This window comes from Staphylococcus sp. FSL K6-0223 (assembly GCF_038008285.1).
In genome coordinates, this window is the sequence record NZ_JBBOYX010000001.1 from 671645 (window position 1) to 688455 (window position 16811).

A 16811-nucleotide genomic window follows, 5' to 3' on the forward strand; every position below is an offset into this window, starting at 1 on the left:
ATTGCTTTTTTATTAATACATAGTAAAAGTTAAAATAATATATATTACAAAAATAATAATAGATATAATATTTAAAATTGAAACACCTTTATAATCGTTTTTAAGTGCTTTAAAAGCTGTAACTTCTACATTTCCTACAAGAAGAAGCAATACAACAAATACCCACCAATTTTCACTAGGAAATTGGATCGTAGTGATAGCTACTACAAATAATAATAATATTCCCATAATAAGACGTAAAATATGTACGAACATTGATTTCATTTTAAAAATACTGATATAACTTACAATAAGATACAGTATGGGTAATAAAATTAAGTATATTTTCACTTGATGACATCCTTTCTATTACGACTAATATCATAGCATTCATGAACTTTCATGCCTAGATATATTGAAAAATTATTTCTGATGTAATTTTGAACGTATGTCTGAAATTTCTTTTTCAATTTCTTCTAATTGTTTTACTAAAGGATCAATCTGTTGATTTAGTGATTCTTTTTTCTCTAAATCATTTTGTAAACGAATATAATCGTATTTAAGCTCAGCTAATTGTGATTCTAAGTCCATGTCTAGTCGAACTCCTTATTTATTAATATGATTAGTAATGATTATAGCATGAAACAAGTAACTTCTAAAAATACTGTTAATTGTGTTAGAGTAATTAGTTGTAATGGAATATTAGGGAAGAAGGGATGAATTGTGACTGAGCAATTTATAATAATTATTTTGTTAATTGCATTAGGTTACTTACTTAAACGTATTAATTTTATTAAGTCTGCAGATAGTCAAGTATTGTCTACGCTTGTATTGAATGTCACATTACCTTCTTTAGTTATTGTCAATTTAAATAGTGCGAATCTTGATTTATCATTTTCTATTTTACCAATTATGATGCTCATCTATGGCATATTGGCCAAAGTAATTATGGTTTCATTATTTAGAAAATATGATAATCATGTCAAGGGTTCAGTAGGTATGATGGCAGCGTCATTAAACATTGGTTTATTTGCTTATCCACTTGTAGAAACAATTTGGCCTGAAAATGGTATGATTTATTTTGGTATGGCCGATATCGGTGGGGCAATTATTATGTTTGGAGTCACTTACTTTGTAGGTAGTTATTACAGTGAAGGTAGTGATCAATTTAATTTCAAATTTTTAGGGAAAAAGTTAATTTCTTCAGTACCACTCGTTACTTATATTGTAATGTTTATACTTAATATGGCTAATATTCATTTACCAAAAGCTTCAATTGACTTTTTTACCATTATTTCTAAAGCGAACATGCCATTATCAATGATTTTACTTGGAATTATGTTGAGCTTCAGAATTGAAAAACAATTTTTACCAATTGCAGTGAAATATTTAATTGTCCATTACGGACTTGGATGTATTGCTGGTTTATTAGTCCACTTTTTCTTACCAACATCGGATGATATGATTAAAACAACGTTATTAATTACATGGTTACTTCCTGTGGGTGTAGCAATTATTCCATATTCAATTCAGTTTAAATATAAAACATTGCCATTAGTTGGAATGGTTACTAATATTTCTATTGTGATAAGTATTATTATTATATATATTTATCAAGCTATCTTTGTATAAAAACTATATATATATGAAAAAAGCAAGCGATTTTTAATCATCGCTTGCTTTTTTACTTTATAGTATGATTACCCTTTTCCACCCATAAATGCAGGATAGTTCATCATACCACCATCAACATATAATGTTGTTCCATGAACATAACTAGCTAAATTAGAAGCTAAGAACAATGCACCGTTTGCTACATCTTTTGCATCACCGATTTCTCTAGCTGGAATCATTTCTAATGTTTCGGCACGTGTTTTTGGATCAGAGAATTTTTCTTTTGTATGCTCAGTCACAACGGCACCTGGAGAGATATTATTAATACGAATACCGTGTTGGGCATATTCCATTGACATTGTTTCCATCATTAACTTAAGACCGCCTTTACTTGCAGCATAGTTAACGTAATTTGACCAAGGAATGGTATCATGCACGCTTGAAGTATTAATAATAATACCTTTCTTATCTTCTTTTAAAAATTGTTTTACCGCTTCACGTGAACCAATAAATGCACCAGTTAAGTTAATATCAAGAACTTTTTGCCATTCAGCCATAGACATTTCATGACTTGGAGTGGCTTTTTCAAAACCAGCATTATTAATCATGATATCAATTGTTCCAAATTCTTTAACAGCCGTTTCTACTAATCGTTTCACATCTTCTTCGACTGAAACATCGGCTTGCACCGTAATTGAGTCACCGCCAGATTTTTTGATTGTTTCTTGAAGGGCATCAAGTTCTTTCATATGACTTTCTGATCTATAATTTAAGACTACTTTCGCTTTTTCTTTACCAAAAACTTCCGCCATTGCTTTTCCTATGCCACTGCCAGAGCCAGTAATAACAACAACTTTATTTTCTAATTCAGAAAACATTGTATGACCTCCTCAATATACTTATTTTAAGTTTCCTAATATAATTGCTGCGATGATAATCAACGCAATACCTGACCAAATCCCAATCATTTGGCGTCGATCTTTTTTCTCACCTAATAAGAATATACCACCAAGAGTAGAAACTATAACTAATAATTGTGATAATGAGAAACTTGTTGCTACACCAACTTTAGGTTGAGAATAGAACATAAATAAGTTACCTATTCCCCAAACAATCCCTGGAATAATATTAAGTGTGGTAGATTTAATATTTGTTTCATGTCTCATTGAAAGTAAAAATCCACCAATAGCCATACCAACTGATTGGAAGAATAAGGCATCAGTACCATTTACGCCAAATATATTCCCGATTACTACATAACCTACATAACCTAATGTACCTACAACTAGAATCACCATTGCTTTACTAAAATTAGGATCTTTTGTAGAACGCTCATTTTTTCCTTTTAGTGATGTAAGGGCAATTCCTGTTACTAATAAAACCATTGCAATAAGTCCTAAAGTAACTTGTAATCCAGTACTCCATTCACCTAAAAAGATAGCACTAAATAAAGTTGTACCTACTAATTGTAAACCAGTAGAAATAGGCATTGTTTTAGATACGCCGACAAGGTTAACAGATTGTAATTGAGTTCCTTGACCGAATGCCCACATTGCACCAGAAATTAACCCTACAATGATGACAGTAGGGTTATCAAATTGTGCATGACCTGTAAGAAGTAAGATTAAACCAATAACCAATGTACCTAACGTTGTACCTCTAATTTGATTGTATGGACCTCCTCCTACAAATACATTGATTAATACGAGACTTCCCCAAAATAATGCAGGTAATAAGGCGATTAATATGTTAATAATCTGCATTTATTACTCACTCTCCTTTTCAAAAATAAGTGCTTTCCTTTCCATAACACTTGGTGAATATTTTATATTATTTGTGATTGATATAAAACGCAATTGCTCATTTTTTTATAAAATATAAAAGACTAATATTATAAAAATGTATAGCCTAAGTATTTTAGTAAGCTGAATTTAATATAGGGGTTTTACTTTAAATTAATAAGTTGAGATGGAAAGTAACACTATTGCTATACATGTTACAATATTAAACGTATGAAAATAAAAAGTAAGAATGCGAAAGGAAATTTGAATGAAATCATTAATTCTAGCGGAAAAACCCTCAGTAGCGAGAGATATTGCAGAAGCACTAAATATTAAAGAAAAACATAATGGATATATTGCAAATCATCGCTATATAGTGACATGGGCTTTAGGTCATTTAGTAACAAATGCGCAACCAGAACATTATGATAAAACATATAAAGAATGGAAATTAGAAGATTTACCTATATTACCTAAGCAAATGCATACTGTGGTCATAGGTAAGACAAGTAAACAATTTAAAATTGTAAAATCTTTAATATTAAATAAAGATGTGAAAGACATTATTATTGCTACAGATGCTGGACGTGAAGGAGAACTGGTAGCACGTCTCATCTTAGATAAAGTAAAAAATAAAAAGCCAATTAAACGTTTATGGATTAGTTCGGTGACTAAAAAAGCAATACAACAAGGCTTTAAACATTTAAAAGATGGACGTGAATATAATCACTTGTATCAAGCAGCTCTTGCACGAAGTGAAGCGGACTGGATAGTGGGTATTAATGCTACTAGAGCACTGACAACTAAATATGATGCTCAACTTTCATTAGGAAGAGTACAAACACCAACGATTCAACTGGTTTATCATCGACAACAAGAAATTAATCATTTTAAACCTCAAAAGTATTACACACTTTCTTTAAATGTAAATGACGCTATATTTGATATTCAAACGAATCAAAGATTTACTAATAAAGAAGAAATACAAAAATTATCTAAAAAAATAGAAGGACAATCAGGTCAGATTGAAGATGTTTCAATTAAGCAAAAAAAATCTTACGCAAAACCTTTATATAATTTAACTGATTTACAACAAGCATCATACCAGCGATTTAAAATGGGACCCAAAGAAACTTTAAATACCTTACAGAGTCTTTATGAACGTCATAAACTATTAACATATCCAAGAACAGATTCTAACTACTTGTCTAACGATATGACAGATACCATACAAGAACGTCTCCAAGCCTTATTAGCGACTGATTATAAATCACATGCTCGTCAGTTATTGACTAAGTCATTTACAACTAAGATGCATATTTTTAATAATCAAAAAGTGTCAGACCATCATGCGATTATCCCAACTGAAATTAGACCCAACTTTGATACATTAACTAACAGAGAAACAAAACTATATTTAATGGTTGCACAACGATTTTTAGAAACATTAATGGATCCTTATCAGTATGAAGCGACACAGGTTTTTTTAAAAGTGGGAGAATATCAATTTAAACATGCCAAAAACGTCACACGTAAATTAGGATTTAAAGCACTTAGTAACAATGATTCAACTGCTAATAAGGCTATCACTTTTAGCAAGGAAGAGACCTATCATGTACAACAAGTCAAAGTAAACGAACATGAAACAACACCACCTGAATATTTCAATGAAGGTAGCTTACTTAAGGCGATGGAAAACCCACAAAATTATATTCAATTGAATGACAAAAAGTACGCTAATACCCTTCATAAGACGGGAGGAATTGGAACAGTAGCGACGCGTGCAGATATTATTGAAAAACTATTCAATATTAATGCAATAGAATCAAAAGATGGGAAATTAAAAGTGACATCTAAAGGAAAACAAATATTAGAGCTTTCTCCTAAAGCGCTGACTTCTCCTTTAATGACTGCAGAATGGGAAGAAAAATTACTTTCTATTGAGAAAGGTAAATATAACGCTAAACAATTTATTAATGAGATGAAAGATTTTACTAAAGAAATTGTTGGGGAAATCAAACATAGTGATCAAAAATATAAACATGATAATTTAACTTCTACTGAATGTCCCAATTGCGGTAAATTTATGATAAAAGTAAAAACTAAAAACGGACAAATGCTAGTGTGTCAAGATCCTAGCTGTCATACTAAAAAGAATATTCAACGTAAAACGAATGCACGTTGTCCTAACTGTAAAAAGAAAATGACATTGTTTGGAAGAGGAAAAGAAGCGGTCTACCGATGTGTATGCGGTCATACTGAAACCCAAGCACAAATGGATCAACGATTGAAAAATAAAAATAATGGTAAAGTTTCTAAAAAAGATATGAAAAAATATATGAATAATCATGATGAATTGGATAATAATCCTTTTAAAGATGCATTAAAGAACTTAAAATTTTAACTAAAATCGAACTTATAATGAAATAAGTCGATAAAAGTTCGTTTTTAGTATTGTTTTTTTAAGTAAGTAATATTAAACTATTAAAGTATTTCAAAAAAAGGAGTTTAAAGCTGTGAAAAAATACTTCCAATTCGACGAGTATGGTACTAACTACAAAAGAGAAATCATCGGTGGTATCACAACTTTCTTATCAATGGCTTATATATTAGCCGTGAATCCTCAAGTCTTAAGTTTAGCAGGTGTTAAAGGTATATCTGGTGATATGAAAATGGATCAAGGTGCCATTTTTGTAGCGACAGCATTAGCAGCCTTTGTAGGATCTTTATTCATGGGACTGATTGCAAGATATCCGATTGCGCTTGCCCCAGGGATGGGGTTAAATGCGTTCTTTGCATTTACAGTTGTTTTAACAATGGGAATTCCTTGGCAAATCGGTTTAACAGGTGTGCTATTTTCAGGTATATTCTTTGCGATATTAACAGCAACTGGATTGAGGGAAATAATTATTAATGCAATACCCTATGAAATGAAAATGGCGGTTTCGGCAGGTATAGGGCTATTTATTACTTTTGTAGGTTTACAAAGTGCAGGTATTATTGTAAAAAATGATTCAACGCTTGTAACATTAGGTCATTTAACTAAACCATCAGTACTTTTAGCTATATTTGGGATTGCTATAACAATCATTTTATATGCTAGAAAGGTTCCAGGTTCAATTTTTATTGGTATGATTATAACTGCAATTGTAGGGATGATTACAGGTCAAATTCATACACCATCAGGTATTGTAGGTAAAATTCCAAGTATTACACCTACATTTGGAGCAGCTTTTGAAGCATTTAAAGATCCAGGCCAATTATTTACTATCCAATTTCTTATTGTTATTTTAACGTTCTTCTTTATTGATTTCTTTGATACTGCAGGTACTTTAGTAGCAGTAGCAACCCAAGCAGGTATAATGAAAGACAATAAGTTACCAAGAGCTGGAAGAGCATTATTTGCAGACTCACTTGCTACAATTGTTGGGGCTATTTTTGGTACAACTACAACAACCTCTTATATTGAATCTACTTCTGGTGTTGCAGTAGGAGCACGTACAGGTTTTGCAAGTATCATAACTGGTTTTTGTTTCTTATTAGCATTATTCTTTAGTCCACTAATTGAAGTCGTTACAAGTGCAGTAACAACACCAGCGTTAGTTGTAGTTGGTATTTTAATGGCGGCAAACTTTGCTGAAATTAATTGGAAAAAATTTGAAGTAGCAGTACCAGCATTTATTACAATCATTATGATGCCTTTATCATATTCAATTGCTACAGGTATTGCATGTGGGTTTATCTTCTATCCAATAACAATGTTAATTACTAAAAAACATAAAGAAGTTCATCCTATCATGTATGTATTAATGGTATTATTTATTTTATACTTCGTGTTTGTACACGGTTAGACATAAAAAGACACATTTAATTTTTGAATTAAATGTGTCTTTTTAATATTGAAATTATTAATTGTTTTTATCATCTTTGTATTGAGTATAAATAACTTTAGAATCTTTATTTGGAATGTAAGTTGGTGCGTTGAGCACAACAAATATAAAGAATACCATTAAGAAAAAGAGTACCCAATGCGTAAACATACCAATAATAGGTAGAAAAGCAACAAATGATCCAATTAATCCAATAAATGGAATCATTGCCATTGGCTTAATTGTGTTTTGAGAATCTACTAATAGAATGATTCCTAAAATAAGATAAAGTAAAGCATTTAATAATAAAGGTTGCCAACCAAAGCCAAGAATAACTGAGCCTCCTAAAAAAGGAATACCATAGAAAAATTCACTAGCTATTAAGAAGATACTAATAATTGCTAAAGTAAGTTTCACATTTCTTTTCATTTATATTATATTCACCTCCGATAAAGTTCATGAATTTTAAAATAAATTAGCATTAAAAATGTATAGCTATAATTTCAAAATTCATTACTCTCTATATCTATTATAAAGGTTTATAGAAAAAAGGGAAAAAATTTACTCAAAATGGTTGAACTACATAAAAATTTCCAGTACAATACTTAAGTATGTGTTAGACGTAAATAAAAAAAGTTAAAGAAAAACCTTGATTTATCAGTGTTTTTCTTGTAACATATTTAATGTTGGACTTAAAGAAAGCGATGAAGCGAAAGGTTACTGACACACCCGGCCGCTTTGCCATGGCGTTGTGTGAGATAGTTTTCGTGGAGAAGTCTATCACTTCAATGTAGACGAACAAGGAGGGAAAATTATGGCAAAACAAAAAATCAGAATCAGATTAAAAGCTTATGATCACCGTGTAATTGATCAATCAGCAGAAAAGATTGTTGAAACTGCTAAACGTTCTGGTGCAGATGTATCTGGACCAATTCCGTTACCAACAGAAAAATCTGTTTATACAATTATTCGTGCGGTGCACAAGTATAAAGATTCTCGTGAACAATTCGAACAACGTACACATAAACGTTTAATCGACATTGTTAACCCAACACCAAAAACAGTTGATGCTTTAATGGGCTTAAACTTACCATCTGGTGTAGACATCGAAATTAAATTATAATAGATCAATTTAGGAGGTGGACTTTCGATGACCAAAGGAATCTTAGGAAGAAAAATTGGGATGACACAAGTATTCGGAGAAAACGGTGAATTAATCCCTGTTACAGTAGTAGAAGCAAATCAAAACGTAGTATTACAAAAGAAAACTGAAGAAGTTGATGGCTACAATGCTATCCAAGTAGGTTTTGCAGACAAACAAGCATATAAAAAAGATGCTAAATCAAATAAATATGCAAATAAACCAGCTGAAGGTCACGCTAAAAAAGCTGGCGCAGCACCTAAGCGCTTCATTCGTGAATTCAGAAACGTTAATGTTGATGAATACGAAGTAGGTCAAGAAGTCACAGTAGATACTTTTGAAGCTGGAGACATTATTGATGTTACAGGAACTTCAAAAGGTAAAGGTTTCCAAGGTGCAATTAAACGTCATGGTCAAGGTCGTGGACCAATGGCTCACGGTTCTCATTTCCACAGAGCTCCAGGTTCAGTAGGTATGGCTTCAGATGCTTCAAGAGTATTTAAAGGTCAAAAAATGCCTGGACGTATGGGCGGTAACACAGTTACAGTTCAAAACTTAGAAGTTGTTCAAGTTGATACTGATAACAATGTTATTTTAGTAAAAGGTAATGTACCTGGACCTAAAAAAGGTTTTGTAGAAATTAAATCTTCAATTAAAAAAGGTAATAAATAATAAGTAGCGAAAGGAGGAAAAAGCATAATGGCTAATTATGATGTATTAAAAGTAGACGGATCAAAATCTGGTTCAGTTGAATTAAGCGATTCAGTTTTCGCAATCGAACCAAACAACAGTGTTCTTTTCGAAGCAATCAATTTACAACGTGCTTCTTTACGTCAAGGTACACACGCAGTGAAAAATCGTTCAGCTGTTCGTGGTGGTGGACGTAAACCATGGAGACAAAAAGGTACAGGACGTGCACGTCAAGGTACAATCCGTGCTCCACAATGGCGTGGTGGTGGTATCGTTTTCGGACCAACTCCAAGAAGCTATTCATACAAAATGCCTAAGAAAATGCGTCGTTTAGCATTACGTTCTGCATTATCTTTCAAAGTTCAAGAAAACAACTTTACAATCGTTGATACTTTTGGTTTTGATGCACCAAAAACAAAAGAATTCAAAAATGTTTTAACTACACTTGAACAACCTAAAAAAGTGTTAGTAGTAACAGAAAACGAAGATGTAAATGTTGAATTATCTGCACGTAATATTCCTGGTGTACAAGTAAGTACTGCTCAAGGATTAAACGTATTAGATATCACTAGCGCTGACAGTGTAATCATTACTGAATCAGCTGCGAAAAAAGTTGAGGAGGTGCTCGGATAATGGAAGCTAGAGATGTTCTTAAGCGCCCCGTAATCACTGAAAAATCTTCTGAAGCAATGGCTGAAGATAAATATACTTTTGACGTAGATACTCGTGCTAACAAAACTCAAGTTAAAATTGCAGTTGAAGAAATTTTCGACGTTAAAGTTGAAAGTGTAAATATCATCAACTACAAACCAAAGAAAAAACGTATGGGCCGTTATCAAGGCTATACAAATAAAAGAAGAAAAGCGATTGTAAAACTTAAAGAAGGTTCAATCGACTTATTCAACTAAAATAAAATAATATTACCATTAAGGAGGTAAGCGACAATGGCTCTTAAAAAATATAAGCCAATTACAAATGGTCGTCGTAATATGACTACGTTAGACTTCGCTGAAATCACGAAGACTACACCTGAAAAGTCATTATTACAACCGCTACCGAAAAAAGCGGGTCGTAACAATCAAGGTAAATTAACAGTTCGTCACCATGGTGGAGGACATAAACGTCAATATCGTGTAATTGACTTCAAACGTAATAAAGACGGAATCACTGCTAAAGTTGATTCAATCCAATATGATCCAAACCGTTCAGCTAACATTGCTTTATTAGTATATGCTGATGGTGAAAAACGTTACATTATCGCACCAAAAGGATTACAAGTAGGCCAAACAGTTGAAAGTGGTGCTGAAGCAGATATCAAAGTTGGTAATGCTTTACCATTACAAAATATTCCAGTTGGTACTGTAATTCATAATATCGAATTAAAACCTGGTAAAGGTGGACAAATTGCTCGTTCAGCAGGTGCAAGTTCACAAGTACTTGGTAAAGAAGGTAAATATGTATTAATCAGATTACGTTCTGGTGAGGTACGTATGATTTTATCTACTTGCCGTGCTACAATCGGTCAAGTTGGTAACTTACAACATGAACTTGTTAACGCTGGTAAAGCTGGTCGTTCAAGATGGAAAGGTATCCGTCCAACAGTTCGTGGTTCTGTAATGAATCCTAACGATCACCCACACGGTGGTGGTGAAGGTCGTGCTCCTATCGGTAGACCATCTCCAATGTCACCATGGGGTAAACCAACGCTTGGTAAGAAAACACGTCGCGGTAAAAAATCATCTGATAAACTTATCGTTCGTGGACGTAAAAGAAAATAATAACAACTTATTTGAGTGTGCGGCTTAACAGCTGCACGCACACAATAAGAAGGGAGGCGCCCAAATGGCTCGTAGTATTAAAAAAGGACCTTTCGTTGATGATCATTTAATGAAAAAAGTAGAAGCTCAAGACGGAAGTGAAAAGAAACAAGTAATCAAAACATGGTCACGTCGTTCTACAATTTTCCCAAATTTCATCGGTCATACTTTTGCAGTATATGATGGTCGTAAACATGTACCTGTTTATGTAACTGAAGATATGGTTGGTCACAAATTAGGTGAATTTGCTCCAACTCGTACATTTAAAGGACATGCAGCTGACGATAAAAAAACTAGTAGATAATAATATATATAAGTAGAGGAGGATATCCTAATGGAAGCAAAAGCGGTTGCTAGAACAATCAGAATCGCACCTCGTAAAGTAAGATTAGTTCTTGACTTAATTAGAGGTAAAAATGCTGGAGAAGCTATTGCTATTTTAAAATTAACTAATAAAGCTTCATCACCAGTAATTGAAAAAGTATTAATGTCCGCTTTAGCAAATGCTGAACATAACTATGACATGAATACAGATGAATTAGTTGTTAAAGAAGCATATGCAAATGAAGGACCAACTTTAAAACGTTTCCGTCCACGTGCACAAGGTCGTGCAAGTGCAATCAACAAACGTACAAGCCACATTACAATCGTCGTAAGTGACGGTAAAGAAGAAGCTAAAGAAGCTTAATAACTATTTAAGGAGGGAATACTGTGGGTCAAAAAATTAATCCTATCGGACTTCGTGTTGGAGTTATCCGTGATTGGGAAGCTAAATGGTACGCTGAAAAAGATTTCGCTTCTTTATTACACGAAGATTTAAGAATCCGTAAATTCATTGATAACGAATTAAAAGAAGCGTCAGTTTCTCACGTTGACATTGAACGTGCTGCTAACCGTATTAACATCGCAATCCACACTGGTAAACCTGGTATGGTAATTGGTAAAGGCGGTTCAGAAATTGAAAAACTTCGTAATAAATTAAATAACTTAACTGATAAAAAAGTACACATCAACGTTGTAGAAATTAAAAAAGTTGATATGGATGCTCGTTTAGTAGCAGAAAATATCGCACGTCAATTAGAAAATCGTGCTTCATTCCGTCGTGTACAAAAACAAGCTATTACAAGAGCTATGAAACTTGGTGCAAAAGGTATCAAAACTCAAGTATCAGGTCGTTTAGGCGGAGCTGACATCGCTCGTGCTGAACAATATTCAGAAGGAACTGTTCCACTTCATACTTTACGTGCTGACATTGATTATGCACATGCTGAAGCAGACACTACTTATGGTAAATTAGGTGTTAAAGTATGGATTTATCGTGGTGAAGTTCTTCCTACTAAGAATACTAGTGAAGGAGGAAAATAATAATGTTACTACCAAAACGTGTTAAATATCGTCGTCAACATCGTCCAAAAACAACTGGTCGTTCTAAAGGCGGTAACTTTGTAACATTTGGTGAGTATGGTTTACAAGCTACAACAACTTCTTGGATCACATCTCGTCAAATCGAATCTGCTCGTATCGCTATGACACGTTACATGAAACGTGGCGGGAAAGTTTGGATTAAAATCTTCCCACATACGCCTTACACTAAAAAACCTTTAGAAGTACGTATGGGTGCTGGTAAAGGTGCTGTTGAAGGCTGGATCGCAGTTGTAAAACCAGGTCGTATTTTATTTGAAATCGCTGGTGTATCTGAAGATGTAGCTCGTGAAGCATTACGTTTAGCAAGTCACAAACTTCCAGTAAAAACTAAGTTTGTAAAACGTGAAGAATTGGGTGGTGAAACAAATGAAAGCTAAGGAAATTAGAGACTTAACCACTTCAGAAATCGAAGAACAAATCAAATCTTCAAAAGAAGAGCTTTTTAACCTACGCTTTCAGTTAGCTACAGGTCAATTAGAAGAAACTGCACGTATTCGTACAGTTAGAAAAACAATTGCACGTCTAAAAACTGTTGCTCGTGAAAGAGAAATTGAACAAAGTAAAGCTAATAAATAAAGTATAAGAAAGAGGAGGTTACAAAAGTGAGTGAAAGAAACGATCGTAAAGTTTATGTAGGTAAAGTTGTTTCTGATAAAATGGACAAAACAATTACTGTACTTGTTGAAACTTACAAAACACACAAATTATACGGTAAACGAGTAAAATACTCTAAAAAATATAAAACTCATGATGAAAACAATTCAGCTAAATTAGGAGATATTGTTAGAATTCAAGAAACTCGTCCTTTATCAGCATCAAAACGTTTCCGTTTAGTAGAAATTGTTGAAGAATCAGTAATTATTTAATACAAGATTAGAGATAAGGGAGGTTTAACTAATGATCCAACAAGAAACGCGTTTAAAAGTAGCAGACAACTCTGGTGCTCGTGAAGTACTTACAATCAAAGTATTAGGTGGATCTGGTCGCAAAACAGCGAACATTGGCGATATCATCGTATGTACTGTTAAAAATGCAACACCAGGTGGCGTTGTTAAAAAAGGCGACGTTGTGAAAGCTGTTGTTGTTAGAACTAAATCAGGCGTACGTCGTAACGATGGTTCTTATATCAAATTTGATGAAAATGCATGTGTCATTATTCGTGATGACAAAGGCCCACGTGGTACTCGTATCTTTGGTCCTGTTGCTCGTGAATTACGTGAAGGTAACTTCATGAAAATCGTATCATTAGCACCAGAAGTACTATAATTTATAAAAACCATAATATTTAAGGAGGTGCCCACATGCATATCAAAAAAGGTGACAACGTTAAAGTTATCGCAGGTAAAGATAAAGGTAAAGAAGGTAAAGTAATCGCTACTGAACCTAAAAAAGACCGCGTCGTTGTGGAAGGTGTTAACGTTATTAAAAAACACCAAAAACCAACTCAATTAAATCCTGAAGGTGGAATCTTAGAAACAGAGGCAGCAATCCATGTTTCTAACGTACAATTATTAGATCCTAAAACAAATGAACCTACTCGTGTTGGTTACAAATTTGTAGATGGTAAAAAAGTTCGTATCGCTAAAAAATCTGGCGAAGAAATCAAATCTAATAATTAATAACTAGTTGAAAGGAGGATCCACTTTGAACCGTTTAAAAGAAAGATATAATACTGAAGTTACTCAAAACTTAGTTAAAAAATTCAACTATAGTTCAGTAATGGAAGTACCAAAAATCGAAAAAATCGTTGTAAATATGGGTGTTGGTGATGCAGTTCAAAACTCTAAAGTGTTAGATAATGCTGTTGAAGAGTTAGAATTAATCACTGGACAAAAACCATTAATCACTAAAGCAAAAAAATCAGTTGCAACATTCCGTTTACGTGAAGGTATGCCAATCGGTGCAAAAGTAACACTTCGCGGAGAAAGAATGTATGAATTCTTAGATAAATTAATCGCAGTTTCATTACCTCGTGTACGTGACTTCCAAGGTGTTTCTAAAACAGCTTTCGATGGTCGTGGTAACTACACTTTAGGAATTAAAGAACAATTAATTTTCCCAGAAATCGATTATGATAAAGTAAGTAAAGTAAGAGGAATGGATATTGTTATCGTAACAACTGCTAACACTGACGAGGAAGCTCGTGAATTGTTAACAAACTTCGGTATGCCATTTCGTAAATAATCTCTAAAAGGAGGCTAATTAAGTGGCTAAAACTTCTATGGTTGCTAAGCAACAGAAAAAACAAAAATATGCAGTACGTGAATATACTCGTTGTGAACGCTGTGGTCGTCCACATTCTGTATATCGTAAATTTAAATTATGCCGTATTTGTTTCCGTGAATTAGCTTATAAAGGCCAAATTCCTGGCGTACGTAAAGCTAGCTGGTAAGATAAAAGAGTTTGAAAGGAGGCAACAATAAATGACTATGACAGATCCAATCGCAGATATGCTTACTCGTGTAAGAAACGCAAACATGGTGCGTCACGAGAAATTAGAATTACCTGCATCAAATATTAAAAAACAAATTGCTGAAATCTTAAAAAATGAAGGTTTCATTAAAAACGTAGAATACGTTGAAGATGATAAACAAGGTGTTATTCGTTTATTCTTAAAATATGGTCAAAACAATGAACGTGTTATCACAGGATTAAAACGTATCTCAAAACCAGGTTTACGTGTATATGCTAAAGCGAACGAAGTGCCTAAAGTATTAAATGGTTTAGGTATCGCATTAGTTTCAACTTCTGAAGGTGTTATCACTGATAAAGAAGCTAGAAAACGTAACGTTGGTGGAGAAATCATCGCATACGTTTGGTAATAATAAATAAGGAGGTGCCATAACATGAGTCGTGTTGGTAAGAAAATTATTGACATCCCTAGTGACGTTACAGTAACTTTTGACGGACAAACAGCTACTGTAAAAGGTCCTAAAGGTGAATTAACTAGAACTTTTGATGAAAGAATGACTTTTAAACAAGATGAAAACACTCTAGAAGTTGTAAGACCTACTGATTCTAAAGAAGATAGAACAGTTCACGGTACAACTCGTGCGTTATTAAATAATATGGTACAAGGTGTTTCTCAAGGTTTTGTTAAAACTCTTGAACTTGTTGGTGTAGGTTACCGTGCTCAAATGCAAGGTAATGACTTAGTATTAAACGTTGGTTACTCTCATCCTGTTGAAATTAAAGCTGAAGATGGCATTACTTTCGCAGTAGAGAAAAATACAACTGTTACAGTATCTGGTGTATCTAAAGAACAAGTTGGAGCTATCGCTTCTAATATTCGTTCAGTAAGACCTCCAGAACCTTATAAAGGAAAAGGTATCCGTTACCAAGGTGAATATGTTCGCCGTAAAGAAGGTAAAACTGGTAAATAATAGATAACTCTCTAAAGAAAGGAGTAATACAATGATCAGTAAAATTGATAAAAACAAAGTGCGTTTGAAAAGACATGCTCGTGTGCGTACTAAATTATCAGGTACAGCTGAAAAACCACGTTTAAATGTATACCGTTCAAACAAACATATTTATGCACAAATTATTGATGATGTTAAAGGTGAAACTTTAGTACAAGCTTCATCTCAAGATAAAGATATCGCTAGTGATTCTACTTCTAAAGTTGATTTATCAACTAAAGTTGGTGAAGTAATCGCTAAAAAAGCTTCAGATAAAGGTATCAAAGAAATCGTATTTGATCGTGGTGGCTATTTATATCATGGTCGCGTTAAAGCGTTAGCTGAAGCTGCGAGAGAAAACGGATTAGAATTTTAATTTAAAGGAGGGACAAATACATGGCTCGTAGAGAAGAAGAAACGAAAGAATTTGAAGAACGCGTTGTTACAATTAATCGTGTTGCTAAAGTTGTTAAAGGTGGACGTCGTTTCCGTTTCACTGCATTAGTAGTAGTAGGAGATAAAAATGGTCGTGTAGGTTTCGGTACTGGTAAAGCTCAAGAGGTACCAGAAGCTATTAAAAAAGCTGTAGAAGCAGCTAAAAAAGATTTAGTAGTAGTTCCACGTGTAGAAGGAACAACTCCTCACACTATCACTGGCCGTTATGGTTCTGGTAGCGTATTTATGAAACCAGCTGCACCTGGTACAGGAGTTATCGCTGGTGGTCCAGTACGTGCCGTATTAGAATTAGCAGGTATCACTGATATCTTAAGTAAATCATTAGGTTCAAATACACCTATCAACATGGTACGTGCGACATTAAATGGTTTACAAAACCTTAAAAACGCTGAAGATGTTGCGAAATTACGTGGCAAATCAGTAGAAGAATTATATAATTAAGGAGGGAAAATAAATAATGGCTAAATTACAAATTACCCTCACTCGTAGTGTTATTGGTCGTCCTGAAACACAACGTAAAACTGTTGAAGCATTAGGTCTTAAAAAGACTAATAGTTCAGTAGTTGTTGAAGATAACCCTGCAATTCGTGGGCAAATCAACAAAGTTAAACACTTATTAACAGTTGAAGAAAAATAAT

28 protein-coding genes are annotated in these 16811 nt (G+C 33.5%); 23 read left to right on the forward strand and 5 right to left on the reverse strand.

Annotation, left to right across the window (positions count from 1 at the left end):
- Window positions 1-12: 12 nt before the first annotated feature.
- Both mspA and MHI13_RS03160 read right to left on the reverse strand, forming a co-directional pair.
- Entirely contained in the window at window positions 13-330 is a 318-nt protein-coding gene (gene mspA, locus MHI13_RS03155) for a membrane stabilizing protein MspA (protein WP_019834800.1), read from the reverse strand.
- Window positions 331-402: 72 nt separating this feature from the next.
- Window positions 403-570, reverse strand: a complete 168-nt coding sequence (locus MHI13_RS03160) for an SE1832 family protein (RefSeq protein ID WP_101804312.1) — start codon at window positions 568-570, stop codon at window positions 403-405.
- Window positions 571-702: 132 nt separating this feature from the next.
- Here MHI13_RS03160 and MHI13_RS03165 point away from each other — a divergent pair, with 132 nt between their 5' ends.
- Window positions 703-1611 (forward strand): AEC family transporter, encoded by a 909-nt coding sequence (locus tag MHI13_RS03165; RefSeq protein ID WP_070547823.1) that lies wholly within the window; start codon window positions 703-705, stop codon window positions 1609-1611.
- 68 nt (window positions 1612-1679) lie between these two features.
- On the opposite strand, the gene MHI13_RS03170 is transcribed toward MHI13_RS03165, so the two are convergent.
- Window positions 1680-2471, reverse strand: coding sequence for a glucose 1-dehydrogenase (locus MHI13_RS03170; protein ID WP_070547825.1), 792 nt, complete (start codon window positions 2469-2471; stop codon window positions 1680-1682).
- A gap of 21 nt (window positions 2472-2492) precedes the next feature.
- Window positions 2493-3356, reverse strand: coding sequence for a GRP family sugar transporter (locus tag MHI13_RS03175; protein WP_017174849.1), 864 nt, complete (start codon window positions 3354-3356; stop codon window positions 2493-2495).
- A 286-nt stretch (window positions 3357-3642) separates the two neighbouring features.
- Here MHI13_RS03175 and MHI13_RS03180 point away from each other — a divergent pair, with 286 nt between their 5' ends.
- Window positions 3643-5778: a DNA topoisomerase III gene (locus tag MHI13_RS03180; RefSeq protein ID WP_070547827.1), complete on the forward strand. Its 2136-nt coding sequence runs from the start codon at window positions 3643-3645 to the stop codon at window positions 5776-5778.
- 112 nt (window positions 5779-5890) lie between these two features.
- Window positions 5891-7225: an NCS2 family permease gene (locus MHI13_RS03185; protein ID WP_002448576.1), complete on the forward strand. Its 1335-nt coding sequence runs from the start codon at window positions 5891-5893 to the stop codon at window positions 7223-7225.
- A 57-nt stretch (window positions 7226-7282) separates the two neighbouring features.
- Here MHI13_RS03185 and MHI13_RS03190 read toward each other — a convergent pair whose 3' ends face one another.
- On the reverse strand, window positions 7283-7672 hold the full coding sequence (locus tag MHI13_RS03190; RefSeq protein ID WP_019835779.1) for a hypothetical protein: 390 nt from the start codon (window positions 7670-7672) through the stop codon (window positions 7283-7285).
- A gap of 385 nt (window positions 7673-8057) precedes the next feature.
- Here MHI13_RS03190 and rpsJ point away from each other — a divergent pair, with 385 nt between their 5' ends.
- The 20 genes from rpsJ (at window position 8058) to rpmD (ending at window position 16810) form a co-directional block, all read left to right on the forward strand.
- The gene (gene rpsJ, locus MHI13_RS03195; protein ID WP_001118667.1) at window positions 8058-8366 is read left to right on the forward strand and encodes a 30S ribosomal protein S10; all 309 of its coding nucleotides are present in this window, start codon (window positions 8058-8060) and stop codon (window positions 8364-8366) included.
- A 27-nt stretch (window positions 8367-8393) separates the two neighbouring features.
- The gene (gene rplC / locus MHI13_RS03200) at window positions 8394-9056 is read left to right on the forward strand and encodes a 50S ribosomal protein L3 (protein ID WP_002448523.1); all 663 of its coding nucleotides are present in this window, start codon (window positions 8394-8396) and stop codon (window positions 9054-9056) included.
- Between the two features lie 27 nt (window positions 9057-9083).
- The gene (gene rplD, locus MHI13_RS03205) at window positions 9084-9707 is read left to right on the forward strand and encodes a 50S ribosomal protein L4 (RefSeq protein ID WP_002448327.1); all 624 of its coding nucleotides are present in this window, start codon (window positions 9084-9086) and stop codon (window positions 9705-9707) included.
- A complete protein-coding gene (gene rplW / locus MHI13_RS03210; RefSeq protein ID WP_002448403.1) occupies window positions 9707-9982 on the forward strand; it encodes a 50S ribosomal protein L23 in 276 nt (91 codons plus the stop codon). The genes rplD and rplW overlap by 1 nt, the downstream gene beginning before the upstream one ends.
- Window positions 9983-10018: 36 nt before the next feature.
- Complete coding sequence (gene rplB, locus MHI13_RS03215; RefSeq protein ID WP_002448473.1) at window positions 10019-10852, forward strand: 50S ribosomal protein L2; 834 nt, start codon at window positions 10019-10021, stop codon at window positions 10850-10852.
- Window positions 10853-10916: 64 nt separating this feature from the next.
- Window positions 10917-11195 carry a 30S ribosomal protein S19 gene (gene rpsS / locus MHI13_RS03220; RefSeq protein WP_002448348.1) on the forward strand — a complete coding sequence of 93 codons (279 nt, stop codon included), beginning with the start codon at window positions 10917-10919 and terminating at the stop codon, window positions 11193-11195.
- A 30-nt stretch (window positions 11196-11225) separates the two neighbouring features.
- Window positions 11226-11579, forward strand: coding sequence for a 50S ribosomal protein L22 (gene rplV, locus MHI13_RS03225; protein ID WP_001829734.1), 354 nt, complete (start codon window positions 11226-11228; stop codon window positions 11577-11579).
- A 23-nt stretch (window positions 11580-11602) separates the two neighbouring features.
- Window positions 11603-12256, forward strand: coding sequence for a 30S ribosomal protein S3 (gene rpsC, locus MHI13_RS03230; RefSeq protein ID WP_017174845.1), 654 nt, complete (start codon window positions 11603-11605; stop codon window positions 12254-12256).
- Between the two features lie 2 nt (window positions 12257-12258).
- Window positions 12259-12693 (forward strand): 50S ribosomal protein L16, encoded by a 435-nt coding sequence (rplP, locus tag MHI13_RS03235; RefSeq protein ID WP_002448374.1) that lies wholly within the window; start codon window positions 12259-12261, stop codon window positions 12691-12693.
- Entirely contained in the window at window positions 12683-12892 is a 210-nt protein-coding gene (rpmC, locus tag MHI13_RS03240) for a 50S ribosomal protein L29 (RefSeq protein WP_037545088.1), read from the forward strand. The genes rplP and rpmC overlap by 11 nt, the downstream gene beginning before the upstream one ends.
- 26 nt (window positions 12893-12918) lie before the next feature.
- Window positions 12919-13182 (forward strand): 30S ribosomal protein S17, encoded by a 264-nt coding sequence (gene rpsQ, locus MHI13_RS03245; RefSeq protein ID WP_002448443.1) that lies wholly within the window; start codon window positions 12919-12921, stop codon window positions 13180-13182.
- Between the two features lie 31 nt (window positions 13183-13213).
- Window positions 13214-13582, forward strand: coding sequence for a 50S ribosomal protein L14 (gene rplN, locus MHI13_RS03250; RefSeq protein ID WP_002432661.1), 369 nt, complete (start codon window positions 13214-13216; stop codon window positions 13580-13582).
- A 35-nt stretch (window positions 13583-13617) separates the two neighbouring features.
- Window positions 13618-13935, forward strand: a complete 318-nt coding sequence (gene rplX, locus MHI13_RS03255; RefSeq protein WP_002448459.1) for a 50S ribosomal protein L24 — start codon at window positions 13618-13620, stop codon at window positions 13933-13935.
- A 25-nt stretch (window positions 13936-13960) separates the two neighbouring features.
- Complete coding sequence (gene rplE, locus MHI13_RS03260) at window positions 13961-14500, forward strand: 50S ribosomal protein L5 (RefSeq protein WP_002448593.1); 540 nt, start codon at window positions 13961-13963, stop codon at window positions 14498-14500.
- A gap of 22 nt (window positions 14501-14522) precedes the next feature.
- Window positions 14523-14708: a type Z 30S ribosomal protein S14 gene (locus MHI13_RS03265; protein WP_001140799.1), complete on the forward strand. Its 186-nt coding sequence runs from the start codon at window positions 14523-14525 to the stop codon at window positions 14706-14708.
- Between the two features lie 31 nt (window positions 14709-14739).
- On the forward strand, window positions 14740-15138 hold the full coding sequence (gene rpsH, locus MHI13_RS03270) for a 30S ribosomal protein S8 (RefSeq protein WP_002448514.1): 399 nt from the start codon (window positions 14740-14742) through the stop codon (window positions 15136-15138).
- 24 nt (window positions 15139-15162) lie between these two features.
- Window positions 15163-15699 carry a 50S ribosomal protein L6 gene (gene rplF, locus MHI13_RS03275; protein WP_002448579.1) on the forward strand — a complete coding sequence of 179 codons (537 nt, stop codon included), beginning with the start codon at window positions 15163-15165 and terminating at the stop codon, window positions 15697-15699.
- 31 nt (window positions 15700-15730) lie between these two features.
- Window positions 15731-16093 carry a 50S ribosomal protein L18 gene (gene rplR, locus MHI13_RS03280; protein ID WP_017174843.1) on the forward strand — a complete coding sequence of 121 codons (363 nt, stop codon included), beginning with the start codon at window positions 15731-15733 and terminating at the stop codon, window positions 16091-16093.
- Between the two features lie 20 nt (window positions 16094-16113).
- The gene (gene rpsE / locus MHI13_RS03285; protein WP_002448405.1) at window positions 16114-16614 is read left to right on the forward strand and encodes a 30S ribosomal protein S5; all 501 of its coding nucleotides are present in this window, start codon (window positions 16114-16116) and stop codon (window positions 16612-16614) included.
- Between the two features lie 16 nt (window positions 16615-16630).
- Entirely contained in the window at window positions 16631-16810 is a 180-nt protein-coding gene (gene rpmD / locus MHI13_RS03290) for a 50S ribosomal protein L30 (protein ID WP_001096576.1), read from the forward strand.
- Window position 16811: the final 1 nt, after the last annotated feature.

Bases quoted from the DNA above. Each gene is read 5' to 3' on its own strand.
- MHI13_RS03160 (WP_101804312.1), bottom strand. From the start codon at position 570: ATGGACTTAGAATCACAATTAGCTGAGCTTAAATACGATTATATTCGT.
- MHI13_RS03170 (WP_070547825.1), bottom strand. From the start codon at position 2,471: ATGTTTTCTGAATTAGAAAATAAAGTTGTTGTTATTACTGGCTCTGGC.
- MHI13_RS03175 (WP_017174849.1), bottom strand. From the start codon at position 3,356: ATGCAGATTATTAACATATTAATCGCCTTATTACCTGCATTATTTTGG.
- MHI13_RS03180 (WP_070547827.1), top strand. From the start codon at position 3,643: ATGAAATCATTAATTCTAGCGGAAAAACCCTCAGTAGCGAGAGATATT.
- MHI13_RS03190 (WP_019835779.1), bottom strand. From the start codon at position 7,672: ATGAAAAGAAATGTGAAACTTACTTTAGCAATTATTAGTATCTTCTTA.
- rpsJ (WP_001118667.1), top strand. From the start codon at position 8,058: ATGGCAAAACAAAAAATCAGAATCAGATTAAAAGCTTATGATCACCGT.
- rplC (WP_002448523.1), top strand. From the start codon at position 8,394: ATGACCAAAGGAATCTTAGGAAGAAAAATTGGGATGACACAAGTATTC.
- rplD (WP_002448327.1), top strand. From the start codon at position 9,084: ATGGCTAATTATGATGTATTAAAAGTAGACGGATCAAAATCTGGTTCA.
- rplW (WP_002448403.1), top strand. From the start codon at position 9,707: ATGGAAGCTAGAGATGTTCTTAAGCGCCCCGTAATCACTGAAAAATCT.
- rplB (WP_002448473.1), top strand. From the start codon at position 10,019: ATGGCTCTTAAAAAATATAAGCCAATTACAAATGGTCGTCGTAATATG.
- rpsS (WP_002448348.1), top strand. From the start codon at position 10,917: ATGGCTCGTAGTATTAAAAAAGGACCTTTCGTTGATGATCATTTAATG.
- rplV (WP_001829734.1), top strand. From the start codon at position 11,226: ATGGAAGCAAAAGCGGTTGCTAGAACAATCAGAATCGCACCTCGTAAA.
- rplP (WP_002448374.1), top strand. From the start codon at position 12,259: ATGTTACTACCAAAACGTGTTAAATATCGTCGTCAACATCGTCCAAAA.
- rpmC (WP_037545088.1), top strand. From the start codon at position 12,683: ATGAAAGCTAAGGAAATTAGAGACTTAACCACTTCAGAAATCGAAGAA.
- rplN (WP_002432661.1), top strand. From the start codon at position 13,214: ATGATCCAACAAGAAACGCGTTTAAAAGTAGCAGACAACTCTGGTGCT.
- rplX (WP_002448459.1), top strand. From the start codon at position 13,618: ATGCATATCAAAAAAGGTGACAACGTTAAAGTTATCGCAGGTAAAGAT.
- rpsH (WP_002448514.1), top strand. From the start codon at position 14,740: ATGACTATGACAGATCCAATCGCAGATATGCTTACTCGTGTAAGAAAC.
- rplF (WP_002448579.1), top strand. From the start codon at position 15,163: ATGAGTCGTGTTGGTAAGAAAATTATTGACATCCCTAGTGACGTTACA.
- rplR (WP_017174843.1), top strand. From the start codon at position 15,731: ATGATCAGTAAAATTGATAAAAACAAAGTGCGTTTGAAAAGACATGCT.
- rpsE (WP_002448405.1), top strand. From the start codon at position 16,114: ATGGCTCGTAGAGAAGAAGAAACGAAAGAATTTGAAGAACGCGTTGTT.
- rpmD (WP_001096576.1), top strand. From the start codon at position 16,631: ATGGCTAAATTACAAATTACCCTCACTCGTAGTGTTATTGGTCGTCCT.